General features: G+C 74.4%; 23 protein-coding genes. 16 read left to right on the top strand and 7 right to left on the bottom strand.

Going from position 1 to position 26,994, the window contains the following annotated elements; genetic code table 11:
- Positions 1–64: 64 nt before the first annotated feature.
- The 7 genes from ABD158_RS04665 (at position 65) to ABD158_RS04635 (ending at position 8,594) form a co-directional block, all read left to right on the top strand.
- Entirely contained in the window at positions 65–1,864 is a 1,800-nt protein-coding gene (locus tag ABD158_RS04665) for a sulfatase-like hydrolase/transferase (RefSeq protein ID WP_344004402.1), read from the top strand.
- On the top strand, positions 1,861–2,403 hold the full coding sequence (locus ABD158_RS04660; protein WP_344004399.1) for a GNAT family N-acetyltransferase: 543 nt from the start codon (positions 1,861–1,863) through the stop codon (positions 2,401–2,403). The genes ABD158_RS04665 and ABD158_RS04660 overlap by 4 nt, the downstream gene beginning before the upstream one ends.
- Positions 2,400–3,041 (top strand): acVLRF1 family peptidyl-tRNA hydrolase, encoded by a 642-nt coding sequence (locus ABD158_RS04655; RefSeq protein ID WP_344004396.1) that lies wholly within the window; start codon positions 2,400–2,402, stop codon positions 3,039–3,041. The genes ABD158_RS04660 and ABD158_RS04655 overlap by 4 nt, the downstream gene beginning before the upstream one ends.
- Positions 3,042–3,067: 26 nt before the next feature.
- Positions 3,068–3,973, top strand: a complete 906-nt coding sequence (locus ABD158_RS04650; RefSeq protein WP_344004393.1) for a phosphotransferase — start codon at positions 3,068–3,070, stop codon at positions 3,971–3,973.
- Positions 3,974–4,107: 134 nt separating this feature from the next.
- On the top strand, positions 4,108–5,874 hold the full coding sequence (locus ABD158_RS04645) for an esterase/lipase family protein (RefSeq protein WP_344004391.1): 1,767 nt from the start codon (positions 4,108–4,110) through the stop codon (positions 5,872–5,874).
- Positions 5,875–5,936: 62 nt separating this feature from the next.
- Positions 5,937–6,905, top strand: coding sequence for a hypothetical protein (locus ABD158_RS04640; protein WP_344004389.1), 969 nt, complete (start codon positions 5,937–5,939; stop codon positions 6,903–6,905).
- A 90-nt stretch (positions 6,906–6,995) separates the two neighbouring features.
- On the top strand, positions 6,996–8,594 hold the full coding sequence (locus ABD158_RS04635; protein ID WP_344004387.1) for an ABC-F family ATP-binding cassette domain-containing protein: 1,599 nt from the start codon (positions 6,996–6,998) through the stop codon (positions 8,592–8,594).
- Here the strand turns inward: ABD158_RS04635 and ABD158_RS04630 are convergent.
- Positions 8,567–10,147, bottom strand: coding sequence for an adenylate/guanylate cyclase domain-containing protein (locus ABD158_RS04630; RefSeq protein WP_344004385.1), 1,581 nt, complete (start codon positions 10,145–10,147; stop codon positions 8,567–8,569). The two genes, ABD158_RS04635 and ABD158_RS04630, sit on opposite strands and share 28 nt — an antisense overlap.
- 194 nt (positions 10,148–10,341) lie before the next feature.
- Between ABD158_RS04630 and ABD158_RS04625 the strand changes: the two genes are divergently transcribed.
- Entirely contained in the window at positions 10,342–12,225 is a 1,884-nt protein-coding gene (locus ABD158_RS04625; RefSeq protein WP_344004383.1) for an ABC transporter ATP-binding protein, read from the top strand.
- Positions 12,226–12,812: 587 nt separating this feature from the next.
- On the top strand, positions 12,813–13,568 hold the full coding sequence (locus ABD158_RS04620; protein WP_344004380.1) for an SDR family oxidoreductase: 756 nt from the start codon (positions 12,813–12,815) through the stop codon (positions 13,566–13,568).
- A 6-nt stretch (positions 13,569–13,574) separates the two neighbouring features.
- Here the strand turns inward: ABD158_RS04620 and ABD158_RS04615 are convergent, their stop codons facing one another.
- On the bottom strand, positions 13,575–14,411 hold the full coding sequence (locus ABD158_RS04615; RefSeq protein WP_344004378.1) for an SURF1 family cytochrome oxidase biogenesis protein: 837 nt from the start codon (positions 14,409–14,411) through the stop codon (positions 13,575–13,577).
- Positions 14,412–14,467: 56 nt separating this feature from the next.
- Between ABD158_RS04615 and moaA the strand changes: the two genes are divergently transcribed.
- A complete protein-coding gene (gene moaA, locus ABD158_RS04610) occupies positions 14,468–15,466 on the top strand; it encodes a GTP 3',8-cyclase MoaA (protein WP_344004375.1) in 999 nt (332 codons plus the stop codon).
- 13 nt (positions 15,467–15,479) lie between these two features.
- On the opposite strand, the gene ABD158_RS04605 is transcribed toward moaA, so the two are convergent.
- A complete protein-coding gene (locus ABD158_RS04605) occupies positions 15,480–15,710 on the bottom strand; it encodes a hypothetical protein (protein WP_344004372.1) in 231 nt (76 codons plus the stop codon).
- 207 nt (positions 15,711–15,917) lie between these two features.
- Positions 15,918–16,244 (bottom strand): DUF3099 domain-containing protein, encoded by a 327-nt coding sequence (locus ABD158_RS04600; RefSeq protein ID WP_344004369.1) that lies wholly within the window; start codon positions 16,242–16,244, stop codon positions 15,918–15,920.
- Positions 16,245–16,318: 74 nt separating this feature from the next.
- Here ABD158_RS04600 and ABD158_RS04595 point away from each other — a divergent pair, with 74 nt between their 5' ends.
- From ABD158_RS04595 to ABD158_RS04575, 5 genes are all read left to right on the top strand, one after another.
- Positions 16,319–16,531 (top strand): dodecin, encoded by a 213-nt coding sequence (locus tag ABD158_RS04595; protein ID WP_344004366.1) that lies wholly within the window; start codon positions 16,319–16,321, stop codon positions 16,529–16,531.
- A gap of 45 nt (positions 16,532–16,576) precedes the next feature.
- A complete protein-coding gene (locus tag ABD158_RS04590) occupies positions 16,577–17,281 on the top strand; it encodes a beta-ketoacyl-ACP reductase (RefSeq protein ID WP_344004364.1) in 705 nt (234 codons plus the stop codon).
- 47 nt (positions 17,282–17,328) lie between these two features.
- Positions 17,329–18,102, top strand: a complete 774-nt coding sequence (gene fabI / locus ABD158_RS04585; RefSeq protein WP_344004362.1) for an enoyl-ACP reductase FabI — start codon at positions 17,329–17,331, stop codon at positions 18,100–18,102.
- 16 nt (positions 18,103–18,118) lie between these two features.
- Positions 18,119–19,825, top strand: a complete 1,707-nt coding sequence (locus ABD158_RS04580; RefSeq protein ID WP_344004359.1) for a Mur ligase family protein — start codon at positions 18,119–18,121, stop codon at positions 19,823–19,825.
- Between the two features lie 139 nt (positions 19,826–19,964).
- A complete protein-coding gene (locus ABD158_RS04575; protein WP_344004357.1) occupies positions 19,965–21,314 on the top strand; it encodes a hypothetical protein in 1,350 nt (449 codons plus the stop codon).
- Here ABD158_RS04575 and cphA read toward each other — a convergent pair.
- Entirely contained in the window at positions 21,298–24,063 is a 2,766-nt protein-coding gene (cphA, locus tag ABD158_RS04570; protein WP_344004354.1) for a cyanophycin synthetase, read from the bottom strand. The genes ABD158_RS04575 and cphA overlap by 17 nt on opposite strands.
- Positions 24,060–25,133: a cyanophycinase gene (locus tag ABD158_RS04565; protein WP_344004351.1), complete on the bottom strand. Its 1,074-nt coding sequence runs from the start codon at positions 25,131–25,133 to the stop codon at positions 24,060–24,062. The genes cphA and ABD158_RS04565 overlap by 4 nt, the downstream gene beginning before the upstream one ends.
- A gap of 23 nt (positions 25,134–25,156) precedes the next feature.
- Between ABD158_RS04565 and ABD158_RS04560 the strand changes: the two genes are divergently transcribed.
- Entirely contained in the window at positions 25,157–25,720 is a 564-nt protein-coding gene (locus ABD158_RS04560) for a SixA phosphatase family protein (RefSeq protein ID WP_344004348.1), read from the top strand.
- A gap of 52 nt (positions 25,721–25,772) precedes the next feature.
- Here ABD158_RS04560 and serB read toward each other — a convergent pair whose 3' ends face one another.
- Positions 25,773–26,993, bottom strand: a complete 1,221-nt coding sequence (serB, locus tag ABD158_RS04555; RefSeq protein WP_344004345.1) for a phosphoserine phosphatase SerB — start codon at positions 26,991–26,993, stop codon at positions 25,773–25,775.
- Position 26,994 lies beyond the last annotated feature (1 nt).

The raw sequence follows: 26,994 nt of genomic DNA, 5'->3' as shown, positions 1-26,994 counted from the left end.
CGCCCGTACCCTGGTCGCGACCTGCGCCGGGGGGAGCGTGGGCAGGGGGCGAGGGGGGCCGAGCGTGGGACGCACCCGCCGCCGCCTGGCCGTCGCCGCCGTCGTGGGCCTGCTCGCGTGCGCCCCGGCGCTGGTGCTCACCAGCCCCGGCTCCGGCTCCGACGAGGAGCCCGACGCCCGAGTGGCGCAGGGGGCCGTCGAGCCGCCGCCCAACGTGGTGCTGGTCCTGGCCGACGACCTCGGCTGGGGCGACCTGGGCACCGGGCTGGTCAACGGCGGCGAGGGCAACCCCCTCGTGCACACCCCCGCGATCGACCGGCTCGCGGCCGAGGGTGCCGTCTTCGACCACGCGTACGCCGGGCCGAACTGCTCGCCCACCCGGATGGCGCTGCTGACCGGCATGGCGGCCCCGCGCCCGGACAACAACGTCTTCCTCGTCGGCGGCCTCGACCGCGGCGGCGACCGCGAGCTCGTGGGCCCGCCGCAGGGCCGCCAGGACGACCGGCTGGTGCTGCCCGACGACGCGGTCACCCTCGGCGAGGCGATGCAGGGCGCCGGGTACGCCACCTCGTGGACGGGCAAGTTCCACGTCACGCGCTTCGCCGAGGACGTGGTGAGCGACCACGGGTTCGACCTGAACCTGGGCGGCACGCGCGCCGGGGTGGTCGGGCAGTACCACGCGCAGGGCCAGGAGTTCGACCGCACGGTCTTCCGGTCGCTGGACCCGTGGGCCGGCGACTACACCCGCGAGTACGTCGACGAGGTCGTCGCGCCGTTCTCGCCCGACTCCGCGGCCGCCGACCTCGACGCCCTCGTCGGCACCCGCAAGCACCTGACGGACGCGGTCGCCGACGCCACCCTCGCCGCGATCGACGCCCAGGCCGCGCAGCCCTTCCTGGCCGTGATGTCCCACTACGCGGTCCACACGCCCGTGGGGCCCGCCCAGCCGCGGCGCGACCTGATGGCGGCCCTCGACCGGCGGGCCGCCCGCGACGACCGGTGGACGACCGCCGAGCCGACGTCCGACGGGGAGTGGCGCGGGCGCCCGGGCACGCGACCGTCGTACGCCGCCCTGCTGGAGGGGATGGACCAGACCGTCGGTCGTCTCGTCGACCACCTCGAGTCCACGCCCGACCCCCGACGGCCCGGGGAGGTGCTGGCGGACAACACCGTCGTGGTGCTGGTCTCCGACAACGGGGGGCGCACCGACGTCGGCGGGCGCAACAGACCGCTGCGCGGCCAGAAGGGCGAGCTCGACGAGGGCGGCGTGCGGGTGCCGTGGATCGTGTGGAGCGGCGACGAGGACCTGGTCGCGGGCGGCACCGTCAACCCGACCCCGGTGGACGTGACCGACCTCTACCCGACGTTCCTCGACTGGGCCGACCACCAGATGCCCGCGCGCGTCACCCCCGACGGTGCCAGCCTGACGCGCGCGGTCGCGACGGGGGAGACGGTGCCGCGCGCCCGGTTCGCCCACCTGCCGGGCTACCTGCTGGCGAAGGGGCGCGACCAGCGGCCGGAGTCGGCGGTGTGGCGCGCCCGTTGGAAGCTGCGCTACACCTACGAGGACCGCCGATTCCGCCTGTACGACGTCACCGACGACCCGGGGGAGACCACCGACCTCGCGGCGCGTCGCCCCGAGCTCGTGGCCGAGCTGGGCGAGGTGCTGCTGGAGTGGCTCGAGGAGACCGACGCGCCGCTCGCGACGCTGCGCCGCGACAGCGCGCCCCTGCGGTTCACGGTGCGCGGCGCGATGTACTCCGACGGGCGGGTGGAGTCCTCGTCGCGGCCGCGCGAGGTGGTGGTGCGTGCGGGCGAGGAGGTGCCGTTCGTGCTGGACCCAGTGGGGGCGGAGCGGCGGTGAGGGTCGCGGCCGGTCCGCTGCTGCTGACGCCGATGGCGGTGACGGACGCCGAGGAGCTGTGGCCCCAGCTGGGCGACCCGGCGATGTGGGCCCACGAGCCCACCGGGCGCCACGCCGACGTGGCGGCGACCCGCGCCTACGCCCGCCGGGCCGAGGAGCGGTGGGCCGAGGGGCTCAGCTACTGGACGGTGCGCCTGGCGGCGAGCGGCGAGGTCGTCGGCTCGGGCGGCGCCCAGCACCACGTGCGCGGCGGCGCCGACCACTGGAACCTCAACTACCGGGTCGCCCCCGCCCACCAGGGCCGGGGGTACGCCGGGCTGCTGCTCGCCGCGGCGCTCGAGGCGGCGCGCGAGGTCGCGCCGGACCGCCCGTGCGTCGCCTGGGTCGACGCGCACAACCCGGCCTCGGGGGCGGTCGCCGCGCGCGCCGGCCTCGTGGACCGGGGCCGGCGTCTCAACCCGGCCGACGGCGTGGTGCGCCACGCCTGGTCCGACGTCCCGCTCGACGACGGGCGCTACCCCGCGGCCGGGGCGTCGTGAGCGCGGTCGCGCGGACCGTCGTGGTCCCCGGCGCCCGGTGGCCGCGCTGGTGGGGGAACTTCGCCGCGTCCCACGGGCCGACGCGCCTCGGTGTCGTCGACGGCGCGCTGCGCGGGGACGCGGACGACGGAGCCTGGTTCGTCGCGCACCTCCCGCTCGGTGCGGCGTACGACGGGCCCGCCACCCCCGACGCGGTGGCGGGCGCCCTGCCCGCGGCGGCCGCCGCCGCGCTCCCGGCCGACTGGGGCGTCCTGCTGGTGCGGCGCGGCGGGTTCGCGGTGGCGCGGCTCGCGGGGGAGACGGTCACCGCGACGAAGACGGGGAGCCGCCACGTGCAGGGCCGCACGGCGGCCGGGGGCCAGTCCCAGCAGCGGTTCGCGCGGCGCCGTGCGGGGCAGGCGCGCGTCGCGTTCGAGGCCGCGGCCGAGGTGGCCGCACGGCTGCTCGACGGGCTGGGACCGGTGGCCCGCGGGGGTGACCGGGAGGCCGTCGAGGCGGTGCTCGCCGACCCGCGGCTGCGACGTCTGGAGCCGCGAGGGCCGTGGCTGGAGGTGGCGGAGCCACGTCGGGTGGTGCTCGACGCCGCGGTCGACGACGCACGCGCCCTGCGCGTCGAGGTCGCGAACGCCCCGCGCTGAGGCCCCGCTGTGGGAGCATCGCGGCCATGTGGGTGCCGGACCCGGCCTGGGAGCCCCTGCCGTCGGGCTCCTCCCCGTCGGTGCTGGGTGTGTGGTGCGACCCGGACGGCCCCGACGGGCCGTGCGTCGTGACCCGGCTCGTGCCGCCCGGTCCCGACGACCCGCCCGAGCTCGACGAGCCCGGCCACGCGGCGTACTGGCGCCGAGCCGCGGAGGTGGCCCGGGCCGGGCTGGTGCGCGACAGCCCCGGTCTGCGGGGGCCCGAGGCGCTCGCCGTCGACGAGGACGGCGAGGGCGTGACACTGCGCCACCGGCGCGTCGGCACCGAGCCGCTCACCGGGCTGTTCGTCGCACGGGCGCTGGGCCGGTTCGCGGGCCTGACGCTGCCGGCGGCGACCTGGCTGGCGCGCGACCCGCTGGCTGACCGGGTCCGACGGGTCGAGCGCAACGGCGGGTGGCCGACCCTCGCGCGCACCACCGCGGCCGACGTCGCCGACCACCTGTGGCGCCGGCGCGACGTCCTGCTCGGTCGGGCCGCCGCGCTGCCGCAGGTGGCCCAGCACGGCGACCCGACGCCCGCCAACCTGCTCGGCCGCGACGGGGACCAGGTCCTCGCCGTCGACTGGGGGACCCTCGGCCGGGGCCCGGTGGGGGCGGACCTCGGCTACTGGTCGCTGTCGACGCGCGAGGAGCTCGACCCGCTGCTCGACGCCTACGTCGGCGGGCTCCCGACCGGCGTGGCCACCCGCGAGGAGGCCGCCCTCGGCGCCCGCACCACCGCGGTGCTCACGGTGCTCTCGCGCGCCGAGTGGGCGTTGTCGCGCGTCGCGGGCGGCGAGGGCGCCCTCGCCGGCAAGCTGCGCCACCCCGCGGTGGCGCCGCACCTGCGGGCCCTGGCCCGCCAGGCCGCGCACGTCGAGGCGCTGCTGTAGGACTCGACCCCTCCCGCAGCCTTGCGCGAAGGCAGAGGCGCCAGCGGCCCCCGAGCTGTTGACGCACCACCGCGGGAGGCGGATAACGGTAGACCAGAGCGCTCGGGCGTCGTCCTGCGAGACAGGAGTGACCCGTGTCCGATCCCATGACCACCACCCCGGCCCCCACCCTGGGGAGACCACGCCCGCTCGTCCTCGTGCGGGGCTTCGGCTCGCTGGGCGTGGGCGACGAGCAGCGCAACCCCTACCAGGGCTTCAACGAGGGCTCGGTCTACCCCGGCAAGCGGGGAGAGAACTTCATCTACGAGGGGTTCGTCCTCCGGGCGGTGAAGGCCCCGCGGCTCCGCTACGTCGACGCCACCAACGTGGTGAGCTACCACCGACGACCCGTGCCCGGCCCGGAGGAGTGCGCCGGTTTCGACCCCGGCGACGTCGGGGGCGACCGGATCGTCCTCGACCCCGACCAGGCCCGCTCGCTCGCCGCTCGCGTCGGCGGGATCGCGGGGACGCTGTGGATCTACCGCTACTACGACCTCGAGCCACGATCGATGACGACGTTCGCGGACGGTCTCCTGCGGCTGATCCACCTGATCCGCCGGGTGGCCGCGGTCACCGGGGCGCCGTTCGACGGGGTCGACGTCGTCGCCCACAGCATGGGCGGGCTGATCACCGGCCAGGCGATCCGGCAGCTGTCCGCAGCGCATCGCGCGGAGCAGGGGCAGGTCGGGACGGCGCCCGGCTCGGCGCCGCTCCGGCATCCCCACCCGGGGGCGGTGATCCACAAGGTGGTCACGCTGGGGACCCCCCACCGCGGCATCGCCTTCCAGATCCTGCCGCGCTGGCTGACGAGCGCGGTGCCCGGCGGAGCGGCCGACGAGCTCGCGGCGTTCGACCCGCGACAGAAGGTCTTCCACGAGGTCGTGAGGACGTTCGATCCCCGGCGGATCCTGACCGTCGTCGGCACCGACTTCCGCTCGTACGGGGTCGCCGTCGCCTCGGCCGGCAACCGGCTCGCCTCACTGTTCGACGAGGGCACGCTGCTGACGAACCGCAGCGACGGCCTCGTCAAGCAGTCGGCGGCGCAGCTCCCGGGGTCGCCGCGCACGTTCGTGCACAAGTGCCACGGCGGGGAGGACTCGCTCGTGACGTCGCGCGAGGCCTACGAGATCGCCATGCGGTTCCTGCACGGCACGCACCACGTCCGGCTGTCGCTGGAGGAGGCCCGGGTCCTCACGGGCCTGGACACGTTCGGGCGCTCGGAGCTGTACCTCGGGGTCCGGATCAAGCCGCGGGGCCCCGACTTCGACCTGTTCCACCAGTCACCGGAGGCGCAGAACTGCTACGGGCCGTTCCGCTCGGCCGCCCTGGACGACCCGTTGCCGGCCCTGGCCGAAGAGCTGGCCCGCCCCCTCGCGGAGGACGGGGACGACACGACGTACTGGGCCGGTGACCGGCCCGGGGAGCGTCTGATCTGGGAGGGCTGGGTGGACGAGCGCGACGTCCTCGACCCCTTGGACCCCGAGCTGGTGTTCCGTCTCGACGTGAGCGTGACCGAGCGCGACAGCCTCGGCGTGGCGGCCTCGGACACGATCGTCTTCCGCAAGCAGTACTTCGTGCAGGTCTTCCCCGGGAGCCCGATCCGCGTCTTCGTCCACACCGACTCGCGGCGGCTGGGGCCGGGCACCTCGTCGCGGCTGGCGACGTCGGAGCAGGCAGCCGAGACCGCCTCCCGCGCCGCGGGCGAGGCGCTGGGGGACGAGGGCGGGCCGTCCCCGGACGTGCAGGAGGCGACGCCGGTCGAGGGCGACTCCGGGGCGTGGCTGTTCCGGGTCGCCGGGACCGGCTTCCGCGGGACGTTCCGGCTGGGCGTCGAGCGGGTGCCGCCCGACGCGACGACCTGATGGGTCCCCGCGGGACGCGGTCCCCGGCGACCTGGTGGAAGGGGGTCGCCGGCCATCTCCCGGTGCTCTCGTCCTTCCTGCTCCTGGCCGTGGTGGTCGTCCTCGTGCTCGCGCTCGACATGGACCCGCGCACGGAGGTCCTGCCCGCCGACTGCGCTCCGTGCGAGGTGGGCGCACGCGAGTGGCGCGTCTGGAAGGCGACCGTGGCGCTCGGTGTCGCGGCAGCGCTGCTGCTCGGGATCCGCGGGGTCGTGCGTCTCCGCTGGGCGCGGAGGGACGCCACCCCGGCCGGGGTGCCCGGCGCGACCGGAGCACCTGCTGTCCGCTACGGCCTCGCCGCACTGCTCTGGGCGCTGTTCCTGGGCCTGCTGGTCGGCCGTGTGGTCGGCGACAACACGCTCTGGTCGGACGGGATGGAGCTCCGACTCGAGGTCGTCGTCGTTCTCGGGCTGGTCAGTGCCTCGCCCTGGGTCGCCCTGACCTGGTCGAGCCACCGCGAGGTCCGGTGCTGCCGCCGGTCCCTGGATGCGAGCCGCGTCGGCTCCCGCACGACGCGATCGGCCGACTCGACCGACGTCGACCTCGCGGCCCTGGCCCAGACGTGGGACCGGATCGTCTCCGTGGCCCTGGCGCTGGCGACCTTCGTCACCGTCGCGGTGGTGCCGACCGGGGCGTTGCGCAGCCTGTGGCTGTCGCAGACCGGCTCCGACCGAACCGCAGCACAGCTCTCGAGCTCCTTCAGCACGACCGACGTGCTGCTGTACGGCGCGCTCTGGGCCCTCTTCGCGGCCGTCGTCGTGCTGCCCCTGGTGGCGGCGTGGCGGTCCACGGTCCAGGCCGTGATCGATGCGCGCGTGCCGCCCAGCTCGGCGACGGCGGGGGACCCGGCGGCGCTCGCGACCCGGACGGCCCTGCTCGCGATGCACCGGCTCGACGCGGGGATCCTGCGCAACCCCCTCACGCTGCTCACGGTGGCGACCCCGCTCGCCACGGCGGCCCTGGCCGCGTTCGTGCCCGAGGTCGTCGGCTGACGGATCGTGTCCGGGCGGGCTGAGACGCCCGTCACGCCCGGTCCGGCGATGCGCGCGACGGACGCGGACCGCCGTACGATGAGGCACGCCATGATCACCGCCCAGAAGCTCGAGATCCGGGTCGGTGCCAGGCTCCTGATGGAGGACGTCAGCTTCCGGGTCGGCCCCGGCGACAAGGTCGGCCTCGTGGGCCGCAACGGCGCCGGCAAGACCACCCTCACCAAGGTGCTCGCCGGCGACGCCCTGCCGGCGTCCGGCTCCGTGTCGGTGACCGGCGAGATCGGCTACCTCCCCCAGGACCCCCGCACCGGCGACCTCGACGTCCTCGCCCGCGACCGCATCCTGTCCGCCCGCGGACTCGACACCGCCGTCGCGAAGATGCGGCGCGCCGAGCAGGACATGATGAGCGACGACCCCGCGACCCGCGAGAAGGCCATGCGCCGCTACTCGCGCGCCGAGGACGAGCTCCACGCCGGCGGCGGGTACGCGGCGGAGTCCGAGGCCGCGACCATCGCCGCCAGCCTGGGGCTCGAGGACCGCATCCTCGGCCAGCCGCTACGCACGCTCTCCGGCGGCCAGCGCCGCCGTGTGGAGCTCGCCCGGATCCTCTTCAGCTCGGCCGAGGTCCTGATCCTCGACGAGCCGACCAACCACCTCGACGCGGACTCCATCGTCTGGCTGCGCGAGTTCCTCAAGTCCTACTCGGGCGGGTTCATCGTGATCAGCCACGACAACGCGCTGCTCGAGGACACGGTCAACAAGGTGCTCCACCTCGACGCCAACCGCGGCCTGATGGACGTCTACAACATGGGCTGGCGCCGCTACCTGACGCAGCGCGAGACCGACGAGAAGCGCCGCAAGCGTGAGCGCGCCAACGCCGAGTCCAAGGCGAAGACGCTCACCGACCAGGCCAACAAGATGCGCGCGAAGGCGACGAAGGCCCAGGCGGCCCAGTCGATGCTCAAGCGCGCCGAGAAGATGATGGCGGGGGTCGAGGGCGAGCGCCGCGCCGACAAGGTCGCCAAGATCGCGTTCCCCAAGCCCGCCGCCTGCGGCCGCACGCCGCTCACCGCCGCGGGGCTGTCGAAGTCGTACGGCTCGCTCGAGGTGTTCACCGACGTCGACCTCGCGATCGACCGCGGCAGCCGCGTCGTGATCCTCGGCCTCAACGGTGCGGGCAAGACGACGATGCTGCGGATGCTCGCGGGCGTCGACGCCGCCGACACCGGCGAGGTCGTGCCCGGCCACGGGCTCAAGCTGGGCTACTACGCCCAGGAGCACGAGACGCTCGACACCTCGCTGTCGGTGCTGGAGAACATGCGCCACGCGGCGCCCCAGCTCACCGACACCGAGTCACGGACCGTGCTGGGCTCGTTCCTGTTCTCCGGCGACGACGCCACCAAGCCCGCCGGGGTGCTCTCCGGTGGGGAGAAGACCCGTCTCGCACTGGCGATCCTCGTCGTGTCGTCGGCCAACGTGCTGCTCCTCGACGAGCCGACCAACAACCTGGACCCCGCGTCCCGCGAGGAGGTGCTGGCCGCGATCCGCTCCTACGAGGGCGCGATCATCCTGGTCAGCCACGACGAGGGCGCGGTCAACGCGCTCGAGCCCGACCGGGTGCTGCTGCTCCCCGACGGCGTCGAGGACCACTGGAACGCCGACTACGCCGACCTGGTCGCCCTGGCCTGAGGGGCCAGCACCGCGGTGGGCGTGGGCTCCCCGCGGCCGCGCAGGGTGACCCGCTCGTAATCGACCCAGTGGGTCGGCTCGTCGCCGTCGGCGGCCTCGACCGAGGTGCAGGCGACGAGGATGCAGCCCTCCACCTCCTTGGCGAGCTCGGTCAGTCGGGCGGCGGTGTTCACCGCGTCGCCGATCACGGTGTACTCGAAGCGCTTGGCGTCGCCGACGTTGCCGGCGACGACCTCGCCCGTCGCGACCCCGACGCCGGCGCGGATCTCGGGCACCTCGTCGAGCAGGCGCGCCGCCATCCTGCGGGCGGCCGCGAGCGCCGCGCCCGCGTGGTCGTCGTGGTCGACGGGCGCGCCGAAGACCGCGAGCACGCCGTCGCCCAGGAACTTGTTGACCAGGCCGCGCCCGCGGTCGATCTCGTCGACGACGACCGCGAGGAACCGGTTGAGCACCTCGACCACCTCGGCGGGCCGGTGGGTGTCGGCGAACGACGTCGAGCCGACCAGGTCGATGAACAGCACCGAGACGGTGCGGACCTCGCCGCCGAGCTCGACCTCCCGTCGTACGGCGGCCTCGGCGACCTCCTGCCCGACGTGGCGTCCGAAGAGGTCGCGGATGCGCTCGCGCTCCTTCATGCCCGTGACCATCTCGTTGAACCCGGCCTGCAGGCGGCCCAGCTCGGTGCCGTCGTACACGACCACCTCGACGTCCAGGTCGCCGCGCTCCACCAGGGCGAGCGCGTCGCGCACGGCGAGGATGGGGGCGACGACCGCACGGGCGTTGAGCAGCGTGATCATCGCCCCGAAGACGAGGACCACGCCGGCCAGCACGAGCACGATCACGCGGAGCCGGGCGAGGCTGATGTCCTCGCGGCCGAAGGACAGCAGCGCGACGACCATCAGCCCGGCGGTGGGGACGGCGGTGCCCAGGGCCCAGAACAGCATCATGCGCCGTCGTACGCCGGAGCCGCGGTCGAGGGGCGGGCCGTGGCCCGACAGGGCGCGGGCGGCGATGGGGCGCAGCGCGAACTCGGAGAACAGGTAGGCGATCGCGCAGACGACCACCCCGGAGATCGACGCGGTGAGGGCGACCGCGATCCACAGGTCCGGCTGCAGGATCACGGTGAGCACGGTGAAGAGCCCGGCCGCGGTCGCCCAGAGGACTCCCTGGATGGCGGTCAGGCGCAGCGGGACCCGCAGCGCGCGGCGCCGGTCCTGCTCCGAGGGCTCGCGGCCCTCGCTCGCCCAGCGCAGTGCCCGCAGCGCCCACGCCGTGCCCCACAGCGCCCCCACGAGCACGGCGACGCCCACGTAGACCGGGATGGCGATCGCGGCGGCCAGCAGCAGGTCGTCGTTGGGCGCCGGTCCCGGCACGACGAGGACCGAGACGCCCACGACGATCACGGCGCCGATGACGTTCGTCGAGACCAGCAGGACCGTGAGCAGCACCTGGACCCGGACGCGAAGCACACGCCGCCCCTGCTCGGGCGTGCCGAGGAGCAGGGAGCCGAACGGCGATCGGCGCCCGCGGCGGGTCGGCACGGGGGTGTCCATCAGGGCAGAGCGTAGAGCAGTACAGGTGTGCACCGGACGTGACCCGCGAACCTCGCGGCGAGGGTTGACCTCGACCGCGCTCGAGGGAGCACGCTGAGCGGTGCCCGGTTCGGGAACAGGGTGGGTGGCCCCGGCGTTGAGCCAGGGCTGGACCTGGGCCACGCACGAGATGACGAGGACGAGGAGGTGTCGCGATGTCCGGGATGACCGGGGTGGGGATGGCCTGGCGGCACCTGCGGACCGACCGGTCCGTCGCGAGCAGCCGGCTGAAGCGGGACACGCTGCGCCGTGTCGTCGGGTTCGCGGGCCCGCACAAGCGGATCATCGCGGTGTTCCTGGCGCTGACCGTGGTCGACGCGGGGCTGCTCGTCGTCACGCCGCTGCTCGTGAAGTACATCATCGACGACGGCATCCTCGGCGGCGACCCGGCGCTCGTCACCGCCCTGGCGCTGGCGATGGTGGGCACGGCGCTGCTGAGCGCGCTGCTGTCGGTGGGCATGGGCTGGCTGTCGTCCCGCATCGGCGAGGGCCTGATCTTCGACCTCCGCACCCGGGTGTTCGGCCACGTCCAGCGGCAGTCGCTGGCGTTCTTCACCCGCACCCAGACCGGGGCGCTCGTCTCGCGCCTCAACAACGACGTCATCGGCGCCCAGCGGGCCTTCACCTCCACGCTGTCCGGCACGGTCTCCAACGTGATCGCGGTCGTCGTCGTGGGCATCACGATGATCGCGCTCAGCTGGCAGGTGACCCTGCTGTGCCTCGCGACCTTCCCGATCCTCTTCGGCATCTCCCGCTGGGTGGGCACCCGCCTGACCGGCCTGACCCGGCAGCAGATGGAGGCCAACGCCGAGCTTGGCAACGTGATGACCGAGCGGTTCAACGTGGGCGGCGCCATGCTGCTCAAGCTCTTCGGCCGCCGCGAGGAGGAGGACGAGTCCTTCGCCGGCAAGGCCGCGCAGGTGCGCGACCTCGGCGTGCGGATCACGTTGCTGACCCGGATCTTCGGCGCCGCCATGATGACGGTGCCGGCGATCGCGACGGCCATGGTCTACGGCATCGGCGGCCACCTCGCGCTGAACGACGCCGTCACCATCGGCACGCTCGGGGCGCTGGCCACCCTGCTCCTGCGCCTGCTGGGTCCACTGCAGGGGCTCGCCAACGTGCGCATCGACATCATGACGGCGCTGGTCAGCTTCGAGCGCGTCTTCGAGGTCCTCGACCTGCCCTCCACGGTCACCGAGCGGGCCGGCGCCACTCCGCTGCCCCCCGGGTCCTCGGGCGTCGAGCTCGACCACGTCGGGTTCACCTACCCGCGCGCCTCCGAGGTCTCCCTGGCCTCGCTCGAGGGCGTCGAGCGCGAGGACGAGGCCGAGCACAAGCCCGTCCTGCACGACGTCTCCCTGCGCGTCGAGCCCGGCCAGATGGTCGCCCTGGTGGGCCCCTCCGGCGCCGGCAAGTCGACGATCACCCACCTCGTCGCGCGGCTGTACGACGTGGGCTCCGGCACGGTGCGCGTCGGTGGGCGCGACGTGCGCGACCTGACCCTGCAGTCCCTCGAGGACGCCGTGGGCTACGTGACCCAGGACGCGCACATGTTCCACGAGACGATCCGCGCCAACCTGCGCTACGCCCGGCCCGGGGCGAGTGACGAGGCGATGTGGGACGCCCTCGAGGCCGCCCAGGTCGGCGACCTCGTGCGACGTCTGCCGGAGGGCCTCGGCACGGTCGTGGGGGACCGGGGCTACCGGCTCTCCGGCGGCGAGCGTCAGCGTCTCGCGATCGCCCGGCTGCTGCTCAAGGCCCCGCCGATCGTCGTCCTCGACGAGGCGACGGCCCACCTCGACGGCGAGTCCGAGCGCGCGGTCCAGAAGGCGTTGGACGCGGCCCTCGAGGGTCGGACCTCCCTGGTCATCGCGCACCGCCTGTCGACCGTGCGCCACGCCGACCGGATCGTCGTCCTCGAGCGCGGCCGCGTCGTCCAGTCCGGCACGCATGCCGAGCTCCTCGAGCGCGGCGGTCTCTACGCCCAGCTGCACGCCACCCAGTTCCTCGACGACACCGAGCCCGCCACCACCTGACCACCCACCCGGCCGGTGGTCGAGGTGCGAGGAGCTCTGGCGACGAGCCACGAGACCCGGTGACCTCCGGTGTTGGCGTTCGGCCGCGGGAGGTCTCGTGGCCTGTCGTCTCGTGCCTCGACGCCGGGCACCTCGACCTCCGGTGGTCGAGGTGCGAGGAGCTCTGGCGAGGAGCCACGAGACCCGGTGACCTCCGGTGTTGGCGTTCGGCCGCGGGGGGTCTCGTGGCCCGTCGTCTCGTGCCTCGACGTCGGGCACCTCGACCTCCGGTGGTCGAGGTGCGAGGAGCCTTGGCGACGAGCCACGAGACCGGGTGGCCTTCACGCCGGTGTTCGGGTGTGGGGGGTCTCGTGGCCCGTCGTCTCGTGCCTCGATGGCGGGCACCTCGACCTCCGGTGGTCGAGGTGCGAGGAGCCTTGGCGACGAGCCACGAGACCCGGTGGCCTTCACGCCGGTGTTCGGGTGTGGGGGGTCTCGTGGCCCGTCGTCTCGTGCCTCGACGGCGGGCACCTCGACCTCCGGTGTCGGCGTTCGGGTGTGGGGGTCTGCGACCGCGCGCGGGCCCGGGCGCCCCTAGCCTGGGACCCATGGACCTGGGGCTCAGCGGCAAGGTGTTCGTGGTGACCGGGGGTGCGCGGGGCCTCGGCCGAGCGACCGCGGACGTGCTCGTCGCGGAGGGGGCCCGGGTCCTGCTGTCCGGTCGCTCCGCGGTGAGCCTCGACGCCGCCCGGGCGGCGCTGGGGGAGTCGTGCGCCACGCGGGTGGCGGACAACGCCGACCCCGACACGCCCGAGGCCCTCGTCACCGCCGCCCGAGACCGGTGGGGCCGCCTGGACGGCGCCCTCGTCAGCGTCGGAGGACCGCCACCGGGCTCGGTGCTCGGGACCGCGGACGACGACTGGACACGGTCGTTCGAGTCGGTGTTCCTCGGGGCGGTCCGGGTCGCGCGGACGGTCGCCGCCCACGTCGAGGACGGGGGCGCGCTGGCGCTCGTGCTGTCCAGCAGCGTCCGGTCGCCGCTCGGTGGCATGGCCATCAGCAACGGCCTGCGCCCCGGCCTGGCGATGGTCGCCAAGACCCTCGCCGACGAGGTCGGCGACCGCGGTGTCCGCGTCAACAGCCTGCTGCCGGGACGCGTCGGCACCGAGCGGGTCGCCGAGCTGGACGAGGCCACCGGCGACCCCGCAGCCGCCCGCGAGCGCGCCCTGGCCTCCATCCCGCTCGGCCGCTACGGGGAGCCCGAGGAGTTCGGCCGCGTGGCGGCCTTCCTGCTGTCCCCGGCCGCCTCCTTCGTCACGGGTACGGCGGTCCCGGTCGACGGCGGGATGCTCCGCTCACTCTGAGCCCGCTCACGCGACGGGCGTCTGGTCCCGGTCCGCGTTGCTGGGGTGGTGGGGGTGGTTGGACCGCTTCGGACGCTTCTCGCGCGGGGTGCGCGCGGCGCGGGGCCGGCTGCCCCCGGGGCGGCCCCGCCACTCGTCGTAGGCGAGGTAGCCGAAGCCCACGATCGCGAGCAGGCCGAAGAACCACCACTGCAGCCCGTAGAAGAAGTGGGGGCCCTCGCTGAGCTCGGGCAGGCCGTTCGGGGACGGAGCGACCTCGGGCGCGGGGTCCTCGGAGTCGAGGTCGACGAAGCCGCCGTACACCTCGCGGTCCAGTGCAGGGCCGATCCGCGCCGAGGAGATGGCGCGCGTGGAGTTGTCGGTGACCGCGGAGCTGTCGCCGGTCGCGTTGGTGCGCAGCCAGCCCACGACCGTGACCTCACCCTCCGGCGGCGCGGGCACGTCGGCGACCGTCGCGCCGCGGTTGCTCGTCGCGACCCAGCCTCGGTCGACGAGCAGGGACGGGCCCTCGGCCGTCTCGAGGGGCACGACCACGTTGACGCCGGCCTGGCCCTCACGGGTGCGGTAGCGCACGATCACCGTGTCCTCCACGGCGTACGTGCCGGTGGCCTCCACGCGCCGCCACTGGTCCGCGGCGGAGACGTCGCCGCCGGTGGTCATCAGCTCGGCCGGGGGCGCCGGCGGGGCGGCCTCGTTGCGCGCGATGACGGCGTTGCGGTCCTGACGCTCGTGGAGCCGGTCGAACTGCCAGCCGCCCAGGGCGTACGCCAGCCAGGTCAGCAGGCCCACGACGACGAAGAACAGCACCCACCGCCGGGTGAGGAGGAAGCGGAACGAACCCACGTCCACGAGGCTATCCGGCGACCCTGCGTGTGGCCCCCGCCACGTAGGGTGGAGCAATGGTTCCCCTGCAGCTTGCCGACCGGTACGGCCGTGTCGCGACCGACCTCCGGGTCTCCCTCACGGATCGCTGCAACCTCCGCTGCTCGTACTGCATGCCGCCGGAGGGTCTCGACTGGCTCCCGACGGAACAGGTGCTCACCGACGACGAGGTCGTGCGCCTCGTCGGTATCGGGGTCGGCCTGCTCGGTGTCGAGGAGGTGCGCTTCACCGGCGGGGAGCCGCTGGTGCGTCGGGGCCTGCTCGACATCGTCTCGCGCGTCCACGCCGAGCACCCCGACGTCGAGATGTCCCTGACCACCAACGCGCTGGGCCTGGCGCGGACCGCGCAGGCCCTCAAGGACGCCGGCCTGACGCGCGTCAACGCCAGCCTCGACACGATCCGCGCCGAGACCTTCGCGGAGATCACCCGGCGCGACCGCCTGCACGACGTCGTCGCCGGCCTCGCCGCCGCGAGGGCCGCCGGCCTGGGACCGGTCAAGATCAATGCCGTCCTCCTGCGCGGGACCAACGACGACCAGGCACCCGAGCTGCTGCGCTGGGCGCTGGCCGAGGGCTACGAGCTCCGGATCATCGAGCAGATGCCGCTCGACGCCCAGCACGGCTGGAGCCGCGAGGCGATGGTCACCGCCGAGGAGACGCTCGAGCGACTCGAGCGGGAGTTCGTGCTCACGCCGGCGGAGGAGCCCCGAGGCTCCGCCCCGGCCGAGCTGTTCACCGTCGACGGCGGCCCCGGCACCGTCGGCATCATCGCCTCCGTCACGCGCCCGTTCTGCGGCGCGTGCGACCGGGTGCGCCTGACCGCCGACGGCCAGGTGCGGACCTGCCTGTTCGCCCGCGAGGAGTCCGACCTGCGGGCCGCGCTGCGCGGCGGGGCCTCCGACGCCGAGATCGCGGAGCGCTGGCGCGTCGCGATGTGGGGCAAGGCCGCCGGCCACGGCATCGACGACCCGTCGTTCCTGCAGCCGGACCGCCCGATGTCGGCGATCGGCGGCTAGTCCGCGGCCTCGGCTAGTCCGCCACCTCGTCGCCGGGCCCGTCGTGGGGCCGGGTCTCCTTCAGGAATCCCCGCGCGGTCAGGAAGTCGCCGAGGCTCGTGCGATGCTCGTCGCAGGCCAGCCAGACCTTGCGGCGCTCAGGGGTGTGGATCCGCGGGTTGTTCCACCGCAGCGCCCACACGGCGCTGCTCGTGCAGCCGCGGGCCGAGCACGTGGGTCGCGCGGGACCGGGACGGTCGTCCACGCGTCGCCTCCTCAGGGGGTGGGGTGCGGCCCGGACCGTGGTGACGCCGGAAGACCGCGGTGCCGGACGACCACGGGGGAGGCCGTCCGGCACCGGGACCCGGCTCGGACGGGGGTGACCGGACCGGGCCGAGCCAGTCTGGCACGGGGCTCGGGCGATGCCAACGAGTTCGTCGCGACGCCGCGGGCGGACCTCGGCGGACGGCCCTCAGCGGGTGGCGGAGCCGCCCTCGTGCGAGGGCCCGGCGGTGAGCTCGGGGGTGTCGGGGGAGAACGGCGAGAGCACGAAGTCGTCCTCGCGGCGGGTCACGGCGTTGGCCAGCACCACCGCGACGTAGGGCAGGAAGATGGCTCCGGCGACCAGCACCCAGCGGAACGGCCCGGTCACGACCAGCGCGCCCACGAAGCAGACGGTGCGCAGGCTCATCGAGGCCAGGTAGTTGCGCTGACGGCGGCGCTGGTCCTCGCGCGGATCACCGGCTGCAGTGGTGATGCGTACGGCGTTCGCGTCGCTTCTCTTCTGCAGACCTGCCATGGCTCCATCCTACGTCGGTAGTGTCACGTGACCCGTCGTTCCGGTACCCACCGGCACCCACCAGGAGGCCCCGCATGACCAACCGCACGTACCGCATCTCCGAGGTCGTCGGCACCTCTCCCGACGGCATCGACGCCGCGATCCGCAACGCCGTGGAGCGCGCCAGCAAGACCCTGCGCCACGTCGACTGGTTCGAGGTGACCCAGGTGCGCGGCCACGTCCTCGACGGCCAGGTCGACCACTTCCAGGTCGGGCTCAAGCTCGGCTTCCGCCTCGAGGACGAGTGAGGCGCGGATCGTCCTTACCCGTCGGTAGTCGATAGCGTCCGGGCCGTGAGCAGATCAGTGCTGGTGACCGGAGGCAGCCGCGGGATCGGGCGAGCCGTCGCGGAGGCGTTCCTGGCCCAGGGGGACCAGGTCGCCGTGACCTCCCGGGGCGGGGGCGGCCCCGAGGGCGCCCTCGACCTGAGGTGCGACCTGACCGATCCCGCCGCCGTCGAGGCGGCGTTCGCCGAGATCGAGGAGAAGCACGGACCCGTCGAGGTCCTGGTCGCCAACGCCGGCATCACCGACGACACCCTGCTCCTGCGCATGAGCGAGGAGCAGTGGTCCGGCGTCCTCGAGACCAACCTCACCGGGACCTTCCGCCTGGTGAAGCGAGCCTCCAAGGGCATGCTGCGCATGCGCCGCGGCCGCATCGTGCTGATGTCGTCGGTCGTCGCCCTCCTCGGCTCGCCCGGCCAGGTCAACTACGCCGCCTCGAAGGCCGGTCTCATCGGCATCGCGCGCTCGCTGACCCGCGAGCTCGGCAGCCGCTCGATCACCACCAACGTCGTCGCCCCCGGCTACGTCGAGACCGACATGACCGCCGGGCTCCCCGAGGAGCAGCAGGCCGCCTACCGCGCGCAGATCCCCCTGGGCCGGTTCGCCTCGCCCGACGAGGTCGCCGGCACCGTCGTGTGGCTGGCCTCCGACGCCGCCGCGTACGTCTCCGGCGCGGTGATCCCCGTCGACGGCGGCCTCGGCATGGGCCACTGACCGACCGTCCGGCACCGACCCCCTCCCCGCCGCAGAAAGGCACCACCATGGGCATCCTCGACGGCAAGACCGTCCTCGTCGCCGGCGTCACGATGGACTCCTCCATCGGCTTCGCGACCGCGAGGTTCGCGCAGGAGCAGGGCGCCACCGTCCTGATCTCCAACTTCGGCCGCGCGCTCGGCATCACCCGGCGCATCGCCAAGCGGCTCCCGACCGAGCCCGTCGTCCTCGAGCTCGACGTCACCGACACCGGCCACCTCGACGGGCTCGCCGAGACCCTGCGCGGCCACGGCGTCGAGCGACTCGACGGGCTCGTGCACTCGATCGCCTACGGCAACCCCGAGACGCTGCTCGGCGGCGACTTCACCGCGGGCCCGTGGGAGGACGTCGCCCAGGCCGTCCAGGTCTCGGCGTACTCGTTGAAGTCCCTCACCGAGGCCGCCCGCCCGCTGATGGGTGCGGGGTCGTCGGTCGTGGGCCTCACCTTCGACGCCACCGTCGCCTGGCCGGCGTACGACTGGATGGGCGTGGCCAAGGCCGCGCTGGAGTCGACCTCCCGCTACCTCGCCCGCGACCTCGGCCGCGAGGGCGTCCGGGTCAACCTCGTCTCCGCCGGGCCCCTGAAGACGCTGGCCGCGAAGGCGATCCCCGGCTTCGAGAAGCTCGAGGCCACCTGGGACGAGCGCGCGCCGCTCGGCTGGGACAACGGCGACCAGGGCCCCACCGCCCGTGCCGTGTGCGCGCTGCTCTCGGACCTGTTCCCGGCCACCACCGGCGAGATCGTCCACGTCGACGGGGGCTTCCACGCCATCGGCGCCTGACTTGTAGTTTCCTCCGGTGACCTCACTCGTCGAGCTCCGTGTCCTCGAGGGACCGAACCTCTACTTCCCCCGCGCGGCCATCAAGCTGACGCTCGACGTCTCCGGCCTCGCCGGGGTGCCGGAGGACACCGCCACGCGGTTCGCGGCCCGCATCGGGCTCCCGGCCGCCCGGCCCGGTCCGGCCGGGAGCGGCTTCCGCCAGCGCTTCGTGGCCCGGGCCCTGGCGCGCCTCGTGCGCGCGCTCGCCGCCGAGGCCGGCACCCGCCGCCTCGGGGTCCGGGTGCGCCCCACCGCCGAGCCCGACCGGCTCGTCGTGGCCTTCCCCTGGCGCCACCGCGAGCGCGCCCAGGAGATGGGTCGCGCCGTCGGCGCCGTCCTCGACGCCCTGCAGGAGGGCGGGCCCGGCACCGACGTGGAGGCCGTCGTCGAGCACGCCGCGGCCCGCGTCGCCGCCAGCGAGCCCGGCGAGCGCCCGCGCACCCTGACCCCGCGCGTGCCCGTCGTCGCCGTGACCGGCACCAACGGCAAGACCACCACGTCGCGGTGGGTCGCCCACATGGCCCGCGTCGACGGTCGCCTCGTCGGCTGGTCCAACACCGACGGCATCTACGTCGACGGCGTCATGGTCGAGAGCGGCGACTACTCCGGGCCCAGCGGCGCCGGCCGCGTGCTCGCGCACCCGGAGGTGCAGCTCGCCGTCACCGAGACGGCCCGCGGTGGCATCCTCCTCAAGGGCATCGGACTGACCCGCAACGACGTCTCCGTCGTCACCAACGTCACCGCCGACCACCTCGGCCTGCACGGCATCGACACCGTCGACCAGCTGGCGGAGGTCAAGTCGGTGGTGCCCCAGATCACCCGCCCCGACGGGTGGGCCGTCCTCAACGCCGACGACCCCCGCGTGCTCGCCATGCGCCACGTCACCCGCGCCCGGCCCTGGGTCTTCTCCCGCGACCCCGACTCCCCGGCGATCCGCGAGGTCCTCGCCGACGGCGGGCGCGCGACCACGGTCATCGACGGCTTCGTCAGCGTCCTCGACTCCGGCACCGACGCCGACCCCCTCGTCGAGCTCGTCGACGTGCCCATGACCCTCGCCGGGCTCTCGCGCTTCAACGTCGAGAACGCCCTCGCCGCGGCCTCCGCGGGCCTCGCGATCGGCCTCGACCGTGCGAGCGTGGTGACCGGCCTGCGGGGGTTCCTGCCCGACGCCGAGCACAACCCCGGCCGCATGAACACCTTCACGCTGCCCACCGAGGACGGTGACCTGACCGTCGTCATGGACCTCGCCCACAACGAGGCCGGCCTCGAGGCCCTGCTCGAGATCATGGACGGCGTACGACGTCCGGGCGCGAGGGTCCTGCTCGGCCTCGGCGTCGTCGGCGACCGCACCGACGAGCTCATCGACACCCTCGCCGAGATCGGTGCCCGCGACTCCGACGTCATGGTCATCGGCCACAAGGAGCGCTACCTGCGGGGCCGCACGACCGACGAGCTCGAGACCCTCATGCGTGCCGGCGCGGAGCGCGTCGGCGTCACCGACGTCCCGTCGTACCCCACCGAGCTGGCGGCGCTGCAGGCCCTCGTCGGGCGCGCCGCGCCCGGTGACGTGATCGGCCTGATGTGCCACGCCGAGCGCCAGGAGGTCTATGACTGGCTGGCCTCCGTCGGGGCCACCCCGGACGGGCCGGCGGAGCTGGCCGCCAAGGTCCGGGCCGCGGTCTAGCACGGTGTAGAACTGGGCCATGACCGACTCTCGGGGTCCCCGTCCTGTCCTGCGCCGTCCTGTCCTGCGCCGTCCTGTCCTGCGCCGTCCTGTCCTGCGCCGTCCTGTCCTGCGCCGTCCTGTCCTGCGCCGTCCTGTCGTGCGCCGTCCCGTCCTGGCGAGCACCGCCGTCGCGGGAGCGCTCGCCGCCGTCGCGCTGGCGGCGCCGGCCACGGCGGTGACGCCGGCAGCGACGCCGGCAGCGACGCCGGCAGCGACGCCGGCGGCGGCGCCGGCGGTGGTGCTGTCGGCGGCGGTGGCGGCACCCGCGGGGTGCCTCGACACCGGGCTGGAGCCCACGGTCGAGCAGGAGCGGCTCACCCGGCCGCAGCCGCGGGCGATCCTGCGCCGCAGCACCGCCGACGAGGCGGTCGCGGCCTTCGCCCGGGCGCTGTGCGACACCGGCTCCGTCGCCGCCGCGCGCCCGGTCGTCCAGGACGCGGGTCGGGGGCTGTGGCGCTGGGCGACCGAGCGCGCCCAGGGGGAGCGCCGCGTGCGCGGCTCCCTGCCCGGCGGCGACGACCGCCCCCTGTACTGGGCGCGGGTGGCGATGACCCGGGTCCTCGCCCAGTGGGCCGCCGAGCGCGACCTCGGCGTCGGCGGGCTCACCGACCGCCTCGAGACCACCAGCCGCGGCCAGGACACGCTCCGGGTCCCCACGGCCCGTGGCGCGACCCGCGTCGTGGTCACGGGCTTCGACCCGTTCACGCTCGACGTCGACGCCCGGATCGGCAACCCCTCCGGGGCCACCGCGATCGCCCTCGACGGCCGGGTGGTCCGCACCGCCGACGGGCCGGTCCGACTCGAGACCGCGGTGTTCCCGGTCCGCTGGGACGACTTCGCCGCCGGTGAGGTCGAGCGCACCCTGGCCCCGTTCGTGCGGCGCGACCCCGACGCCCGCCAGGGTCTCGACGCCCTCGTCACCGTCAGTCAGGGGCGACCCGAGCAGTTCGACCTCGAGGTGTGGAACGGCGCCAACCGCGGCGGCTTCGCCGACAACGCGAACGTCGAGCTCACCGGGCTGGCGCCCATCCCGCCCGGCTACCCCACGGTCCGCCCGCAGCCGCAGTTCACCCGCACCGACCTCCCCGTGGGCGCGATGGCGCGCCGCGACACCGGCCGCTACGACGTGGTCGTCAACCCCGAGATCACCGAGCGCGACCCCGCCACGGGCGAGACGCGCACGACCCGCTCCGGACCCACCCCCGGCTTCCTGGCGGTCGCCGGTAGCCCCGGCGACTACCTGTCCAACGAGATCGCCTACCGCGCCACGCTGCTGCGCGACGGGCGGCGCAGCCCCCACGTCGGGGGCCACGTGCACACCCCGGTGCTGGGCCTGCCCGCCGGGGACCGCCTGAGTGGACGGTCGTACGAGTCACGGCGCACCGCGATGGTCCGCCAGACCACCGCCCTCGTGCGCGCCGCGCTGGACCTCAGGCCTCGGGGCTGAAGTCGGGGTCGGCGCCCGGCGAGTCCTCCGAGGCGCCGGACCCGGCGTAGGCCTGGTTGGACCAGTTCTCCAGCTCGCTCATCACCTGGGCGTGCTTGTCGACGCAGACCACGACCAGGTCGCCCCGGTTGGCGCGGCTCATGGCGTGGCGCACGGCCTCGATCTCCTCGAGGACCTCCTCGACCTGCTTGCAGCGCGCGCCGGCCTCGATCGCCTCGCGGACGCCCTCGGTGACGAAGCGGGCGACCTCGCCCCGCTCGCGGCCGCGCAGCTGCTCGTCCTCGCGGACGATCACCACGTCGAAGTGGCGGGCGGCGATCCGCCCGAGCTCGCGCATGTCGTCGTCGCGGCGGTCGCCGGCGGTCGCGATGATGCCGATCCGTGACGGACGGGCCAGGTCGTGCGACGACGACAGCGAGTCGCCGACCCGGTCGACGAAGTCGCCGAGCATCGCCATGCCGGGCGCGTTGTGGCAGTAGTCGACGATGACGTTGACGCCCTGCACCTCGACCTCGTTGAGCCGGCCGGGGGAGAGGTAGTAGTTGGTCGAGAAGGTGCGCAGGCCCTGACGGATGTCGTGCAGCGGCGCGCCCTGGGCGAACGCCGCGGCCGCGGCCGCGAGGGTGTTCTGGACGTTCATCCGCGCCCGGCCGCCGAAGGTCGCGGGCAGCAGGTGGGTCCACGCCAGCTGCATCTCCCGACGGCCGTGGCGCACCACGATCATCTCGCCGCGGTCCGACGGCTCCAGCACCAGCGCCTTGCCGCCGCGGCGGCAGTGGGCGTCGATCATGTCGCGGACCTCGGTGCCGGGCTCCGACATCGAGAACCACACGACCTCGCCCGAGCACTTGCGGCGCATCTCGCGCACCAGCGGGTCGTCGGCGTTCAGCACGGCCGCCCCGGTGCGGGGCACGGCCTCGACGAGCACCGCCTTGACGTCGGCGAGCTGCTCGACGGTGTCGATGCCGCGCAGGCCGAGGTGGTCGGGGGCGACGTTGACCACGACCGCGACGTCGTTGCGCTCGTAGCCCAGGCCCTCGCGCAGGATCCCGCCGCGGGCCACCTCGAAGACCGCCATGTCGACCCGGGGGTTCTGCAGCACCATCCGCGCCGAGCGCGGTCCCGAGGCGTCGGCGCGGATCAGCAGGCGCTCGTCGATGACGACGCCGTCGGTCGAGGTCATCCCCACCTTGCGGCCCATGCCCTTGAAGATGTGGGAGATCATCCGCGACGTCGTCGTCTTGCCGTTGGTGCCGGTCACCGCGACGATCGGGATCCGCGACGGCGCACCGGGCGGGAACAGCATGTCCACGACGGGCTTCGCGATGAACTGCGGCTCGCCGATCGTCGGGTGGGTGTGCATCCGGAAGCCGGGGGCCGCGTTGACCTCGCAGATCGCGCCGCCGGCCTCGCGGACCGGCTGGGTGATGTCGGGGCAGATGAAGTCGATCCCGGCGATGTCGAGCCCGATCATCCGGGCCGCCTCCTCGGCGATCTCGACGTTCTCGGGGTGGGCCTCGAAGGTGCGGTCGATCGAGATGCCGCCGGTCGACATGTTGCCGGTCAGGGCGAGCTTGACGGTCGCACCCCGCTCGGGGACGTCGGTCATCTCCAGGCCCTGGTCGCGGACCAGCTCGACGGCGGCCGCGTCGACCTTGATCCGGGTGAGGACCTTCTCGTGGCCCACGCCGCGCCGGGGGTCGGAGTTGGCGTCCTCGACGAGCTGCTCGACGGTGCTCGTGCCGTCGCCGGTCACCGACGCCGGCACGCGCTCGGCGACCGCGGCCATCCGGCCGTCGATGATCAGGCAGCGGTAGTCCTTGCCGGTGACGAACGACTCCACGACGATCCAGCCGCGCCGCGACTGCGCCTTGGCGGTCTCGAAGGCCTCCCGGACCTCGTCGGCGTCCTGCAGGTCCAGGCACACGCCGCGGCCGTGGTTGCCGTCGAGGGGCTTCACGACGACGGGGTAGCCGATCCGGTCGGCGACGCGCACGGCCTGCTCGACGGTGCGCACCGAGTCCTGCTTCGGCACCGGCAGCCCGGCGGCGCCGAGGAGCTTGGTCGTGAGGTCCTTGTCGGAGGCGACGTCGACCGCGATGGCGGAGGTCTCCGAGGTCATCGTCGCCCGGATCCGCTTCGCGTGGACGCCCTGCCCGAGCTGCACGAGGGAGTGCTGGTTGAGCCGGATCCACGGGATGTCGCGGGACACGGCCTCGTCCAGGATCGCCTGGGTCGAGGGACCGAACGCCGTGCGCTGCGCGCGACGGATGAACTCGTCGAGCTCGACCTCCCAGTCGAAGCCGGGGTCGGCCTCCACGAGGTGGTTCACCAGCCGGACGGCGAGGCGCCCGGCGGCCAGCCCGACCTGCTCGTCGGCGTAGCCGAAGATCACGTTGTAGCGACCGGGGTGACCCTTGACCATCCGGGTCTTGCCGCGACGGATGTCGTGGCCCACGACCTGTTGGAGGGCGAGGGCGCAGTGCTCCGCCACGTGGCCCAGCCAGGTGCCCTCGTGCAGTCGCTCGACGAACCCGCCGCGCTTGCGGCGCGAGCAGGTGTGCTCCCGCAGGCCCGGCAGCATCTCGACCAGGTGGTCGGTGAAGCCGGGCAGCGTGTTGGTCGGGTACTCCTCGAGCACGCCGAGGTCGACCACGAGGTGGATCGCCCGGTCGTAGGACCACACGTTGGCCCCGCGGTAGACGCGCGTCTCGACGATCGTGAGGTCGGGGGTGGGGCGCTCGGTCATCGGGGGGCTCCGTCCTGGGCGTCCTGGCTGTCGGGGGTCTCGGGGGTCTCGGGGGTCTCGGTCGGGTTCTCGCTCGGGCTGACGGTCGGGGTCTCGGGTCGGCCGCGCCGGGCCTTCCGCGCCAGTCGGCGGCGCAGCTGGGTGGGGGAGACGTCGTCGGCGGCGATGTCGCGGGTGATGTCGCGGGCCATGCGGCGCAGGTCGGCGCCGGCCTCGGCGAGCTCGGCGGCGTCCTCGGCGTCGACCCGGGTCTCGCGGGGCACCAGCGTCCGGCTGGTCAGGTCGAACCGGGCCGGCTGCGGCAGCACGTGCAGCACGACCCCGCTCGCGAGGATCGGGGAGTTGCGCTTGGCCTCGTAGGCGTCGGTGACGATGCGCGAGGGGTCAAAGATCGTGACCGCGCCGCGGCCGAGGGCCCGCAGCACCTGACGCTCGGTGCCGTCCTCGGCGACCTCGTGCTCGACGATCGCGGCGGTGTCCTCGTCGACGCCGATGCCGAGCAGCTGCGGGGACTGGGCGGTGATCATCAGCAGGCGCCCGTAGCGGTTGCGCTGGTCGAAGTGCTGGTCGATGACGGAGTCGCCGAGCAGGCCCAGGCCCGCGGCCACCTGCGTCATCCGCTGCTTCGGGGTGGAGCCGGGGCCGCCGAAGGCGACCATGTGGCTCGACTGGATGCTGGCGCCGGCCGAGGTGCCGGCGACGACCGCGCCGCGCTCGTGGGCGGCGACGATCGCGTCGCCGACCGGGGTGCCGCACACCGTGGCGGACAGCTTGAGCTGGTTGCCGCCGGTCATGAAGACCCCGGTCGCGGCCTCCAGCGCGGCCACGAGGGCCTCGTCGTGGGCCTGCTCGCGGGTCTCCGGCCGCACCGCGACCACCTCGCCGGCGCCCTCGCGGCGGAACAGCGCGTCGTACACCTCGACGATCTCGGGGCCGAGCGACGACGCGGTGGGGATCACGGCGATCCGGGCCTCGGGGCCCCCGGCGGCGGCCACGAACGCCTTGAGGATGGCGCGTCCGCGCAGCTTGTCCTCGGCGCCGCCGATGATCATGAGGGGTCCTCGGGACATGGCGATCACCCTAGGGTGTGGTCATGGTCCCCCCTGCGACAGTCCGCCCGGACGCGTCCGACGACCCCCGGGGCCCGTCCGCCACGCGCACCCTGGTCGTGATGCGCCACGCGAAGGCGGAGCGGCAGGGCGCCACCGACTTCGAGCGCACGCTGAGCGACCGCGGGCACCTCGACGCCGCCGACGCGGGCGCGTGGCTGGCCGCGCGCGGCGTGGCCCCGCAGGCGGCGCTCGTCTCGGCCGCCCGGCGCACCGAACAGACCTGGGAGGCCGTCGCGGCCGCGGCGGGGTGGTCGCTCGAGCCCGAGCTGGACCGGGCGCTCTACCTCGCCGACGAGGAGGTCGTCCTCGAGGCCGTACGACGGGTCGCGCCGACGGTCGGCACGCTCGTGGTCCTCGGCCACAACCCCACCATGCACGCGCTGGCGGTGTGGCTCGACGACGGCGACGGAGACCCGGCCGCGCGGGCGACGATCGCCTCGGCGTACCCCACGAGCGCCACCTGCGTGCTCGACGTGACCGGGGACTGGGCGGACCTCGCCGGGGGCCGCGCCACCGTGCGCGCCCTGCACGTCGGCCGGGGCTGAGCGCCGGTCGGCCCGGTCGGGCCGCCCCGCTCGGCCAGCCCGACCGGCCGACTCAGTCGAGGTCCGCCGCGTCGGCGGCCTCGACCTCCTCGCGGGAGATGCCGAGGAGGTAGACGATCGTGTCGAGGTAGGGCACGTTGACCGAGGTGTCCGCGGCCTCGCGGACCGCGGGCTTGGCGTTGTAGGCGATGCCCAGGCCGGCGGCGGCCAGCATGTCCAGGTCGTTGGCGCCGTCCCCGACGGCGATGGTCGCGCTCACGTCGATGCCCGCGGCACGGGCGAACTCGCGCAGCGCCCGGGCCTTGCCCGGCCGGTCGACGACCTCGCCGAGGATCCGCCCGGTCAGCCGGCCGTCGACGACCTCGAGGGTGTTGGCGCGCGCGTAGTCGATGCCGAGGTCGGCGGCCAGCCGGTCCGTGACCTGGCTGAAGCCGCCGGAGACGATCGCGAAGCGGTAGCCCAGCCGGCGCAGGGTGCGCACCATCGTGCGGGCCCCGCGGGCCAGGCGCAGCTCGTCGTACACCTCGTCGAGGGCGCTCTCGGGGACGCCCGCCAGGCGCTCCACCCGGGCGTGCAGGGACTCGGCGAAGTCGAGCTCGCCGCGCATCGCGGCCTCGGTGACCTCGCGCACCTCGTCCTCGCAGCCCGCGCGACGCGCCAGCATCTCGATCACCTCGCCCTGCACCAGGGTGGAGTCGACGTCCATGACGATCAGGCGCCGGCCGCGACGCTGCAGCCCGGCGGGCTGCACCGCGAGGTCGACGCCGAGCCTCGCCGAGGCCTCGGCGAGCAGCGTGCGCAGCACGTCGGGGTCGGCGCCGGACACGTGGAGCTCGATGGCCGTCACGGGGTAGCGCGCCATGCGCTCGATCCGGTCGATGTTGGCGCCCGTGCCGGCGATCAGCGCGGTGATCTCGGCCATCGCCGTGGCCAGCAGCGGCGCACCGATGACCGTGACGTGGGAGCGGCCGCGCGGTCGTGCCGAGTTGTCGCCCGTGCCGCGCTCGAGCTCGACCTGCATCCCGAGCTCGGCGGCCACCTGCTCGACCCGGGACGCGAGCTCGTCGAGGGCCGAGGGGACCGTGACCAGCACGCCGAGCACCAGCCGGCGCCGCAGGATGATCTGCTCGAGGTCGACCACCTCCACGCCCGCCCGGGCCAGCGTGGCGAGGAGCTGCGAGGTGACCCCCGGCCGGTCGGGCCCCGTCAGGGTGACCAGCAGCGTGTCCGTGCGCGTGGGGGGAGCGGTGTCCCCGCTGGTCTCGGCGGTCATC

It is taken from the genome of Nocardioides lentus (assembly GCF_039529515.1).
Lineage (GTDB): Bacteria > Actinomycetota > Actinomycetes > Propionibacteriales > Nocardioidaceae > Nocardioides > Nocardioides lentus.
The sequence above is the reverse complement of the archived record's forward strand: the minus strand, read 5'-3'. Positions and strand labels throughout refer to the sequence as shown.

Coding starts and splice junctions, on each gene's coding strand:
- ABD158_RS04650 (WP_344004393.1), top strand. CDS start 3,068: ATGTGGGTGCCGGACCCGGCCTGGGAGCCCCTGCCGTCGGGCTCCTCC.
- moaA (WP_344004375.1), top strand. CDS start 14,468: ATGGTTCCCCTGCAGCTTGCCGACCGGTACGGCCGTGTCGCGACCGAC.
- fabI (WP_344004362.1), top strand. CDS start 17,329: ATGGGCATCCTCGACGGCAAGACCGTCCTCGTCGCCGGCGTCACGATG.
- ABD158_RS04560 (WP_344004348.1), top strand. CDS start 25,157: ATGGTCCCCCCTGCGACAGTCCGCCCGGACGCGTCCGACGACCCCCGG.
- ABD158_RS04565 (WP_344004351.1), bottom strand. CDS start 25,133: ATGTCCCGAGGACCCCTCATGATCATCGGCGGCGCCGAGGACAAGCTG.
- serB (WP_344004345.1), bottom strand. CDS start 26,993: ATGACCGCCGAGACCAGCGGGGACACCGCTCCCCCCACGCGCACGGAC.
- ABD158_RS04600 (WP_344004369.1), bottom strand. CDS start 16,244: ATGGCAGGTCTGCAGAAGAGAAGCGACGCGAACGCCGTACGCATCACC.
- ABD158_RS04620 (WP_344004380.1), top strand. CDS start 12,813: ATGGACCTGGGGCTCAGCGGCAAGGTGTTCGTGGTGACCGGGGGTGCG.
- ABD158_RS04625 (WP_344004383.1), top strand. CDS start 10,342: ATGTCCGGGATGACCGGGGTGGGGATGGCCTGGCGGCACCTGCGGACC.
- ABD158_RS04595 (WP_344004366.1), top strand. CDS start 16,319: ATGACCAACCGCACGTACCGCATCTCCGAGGTCGTCGGCACCTCTCCC.
- ABD158_RS04635 (WP_344004387.1), top strand. CDS start 6,996: ATGATCACCGCCCAGAAGCTCGAGATCCGGGTCGGTGCCAGGCTCCTG.
- cphA (WP_344004354.1), bottom strand. CDS start 24,063: ATGACCGAGCGCCCCACCCCCGACCTCACGATCGTCGAGACGCGCGTC.
- ABD158_RS04630 (WP_344004385.1), bottom strand. CDS start 10,147: ATGGACACCCCCGTGCCGACCCGCCGCGGGCGCCGATCGCCGTTCGGC.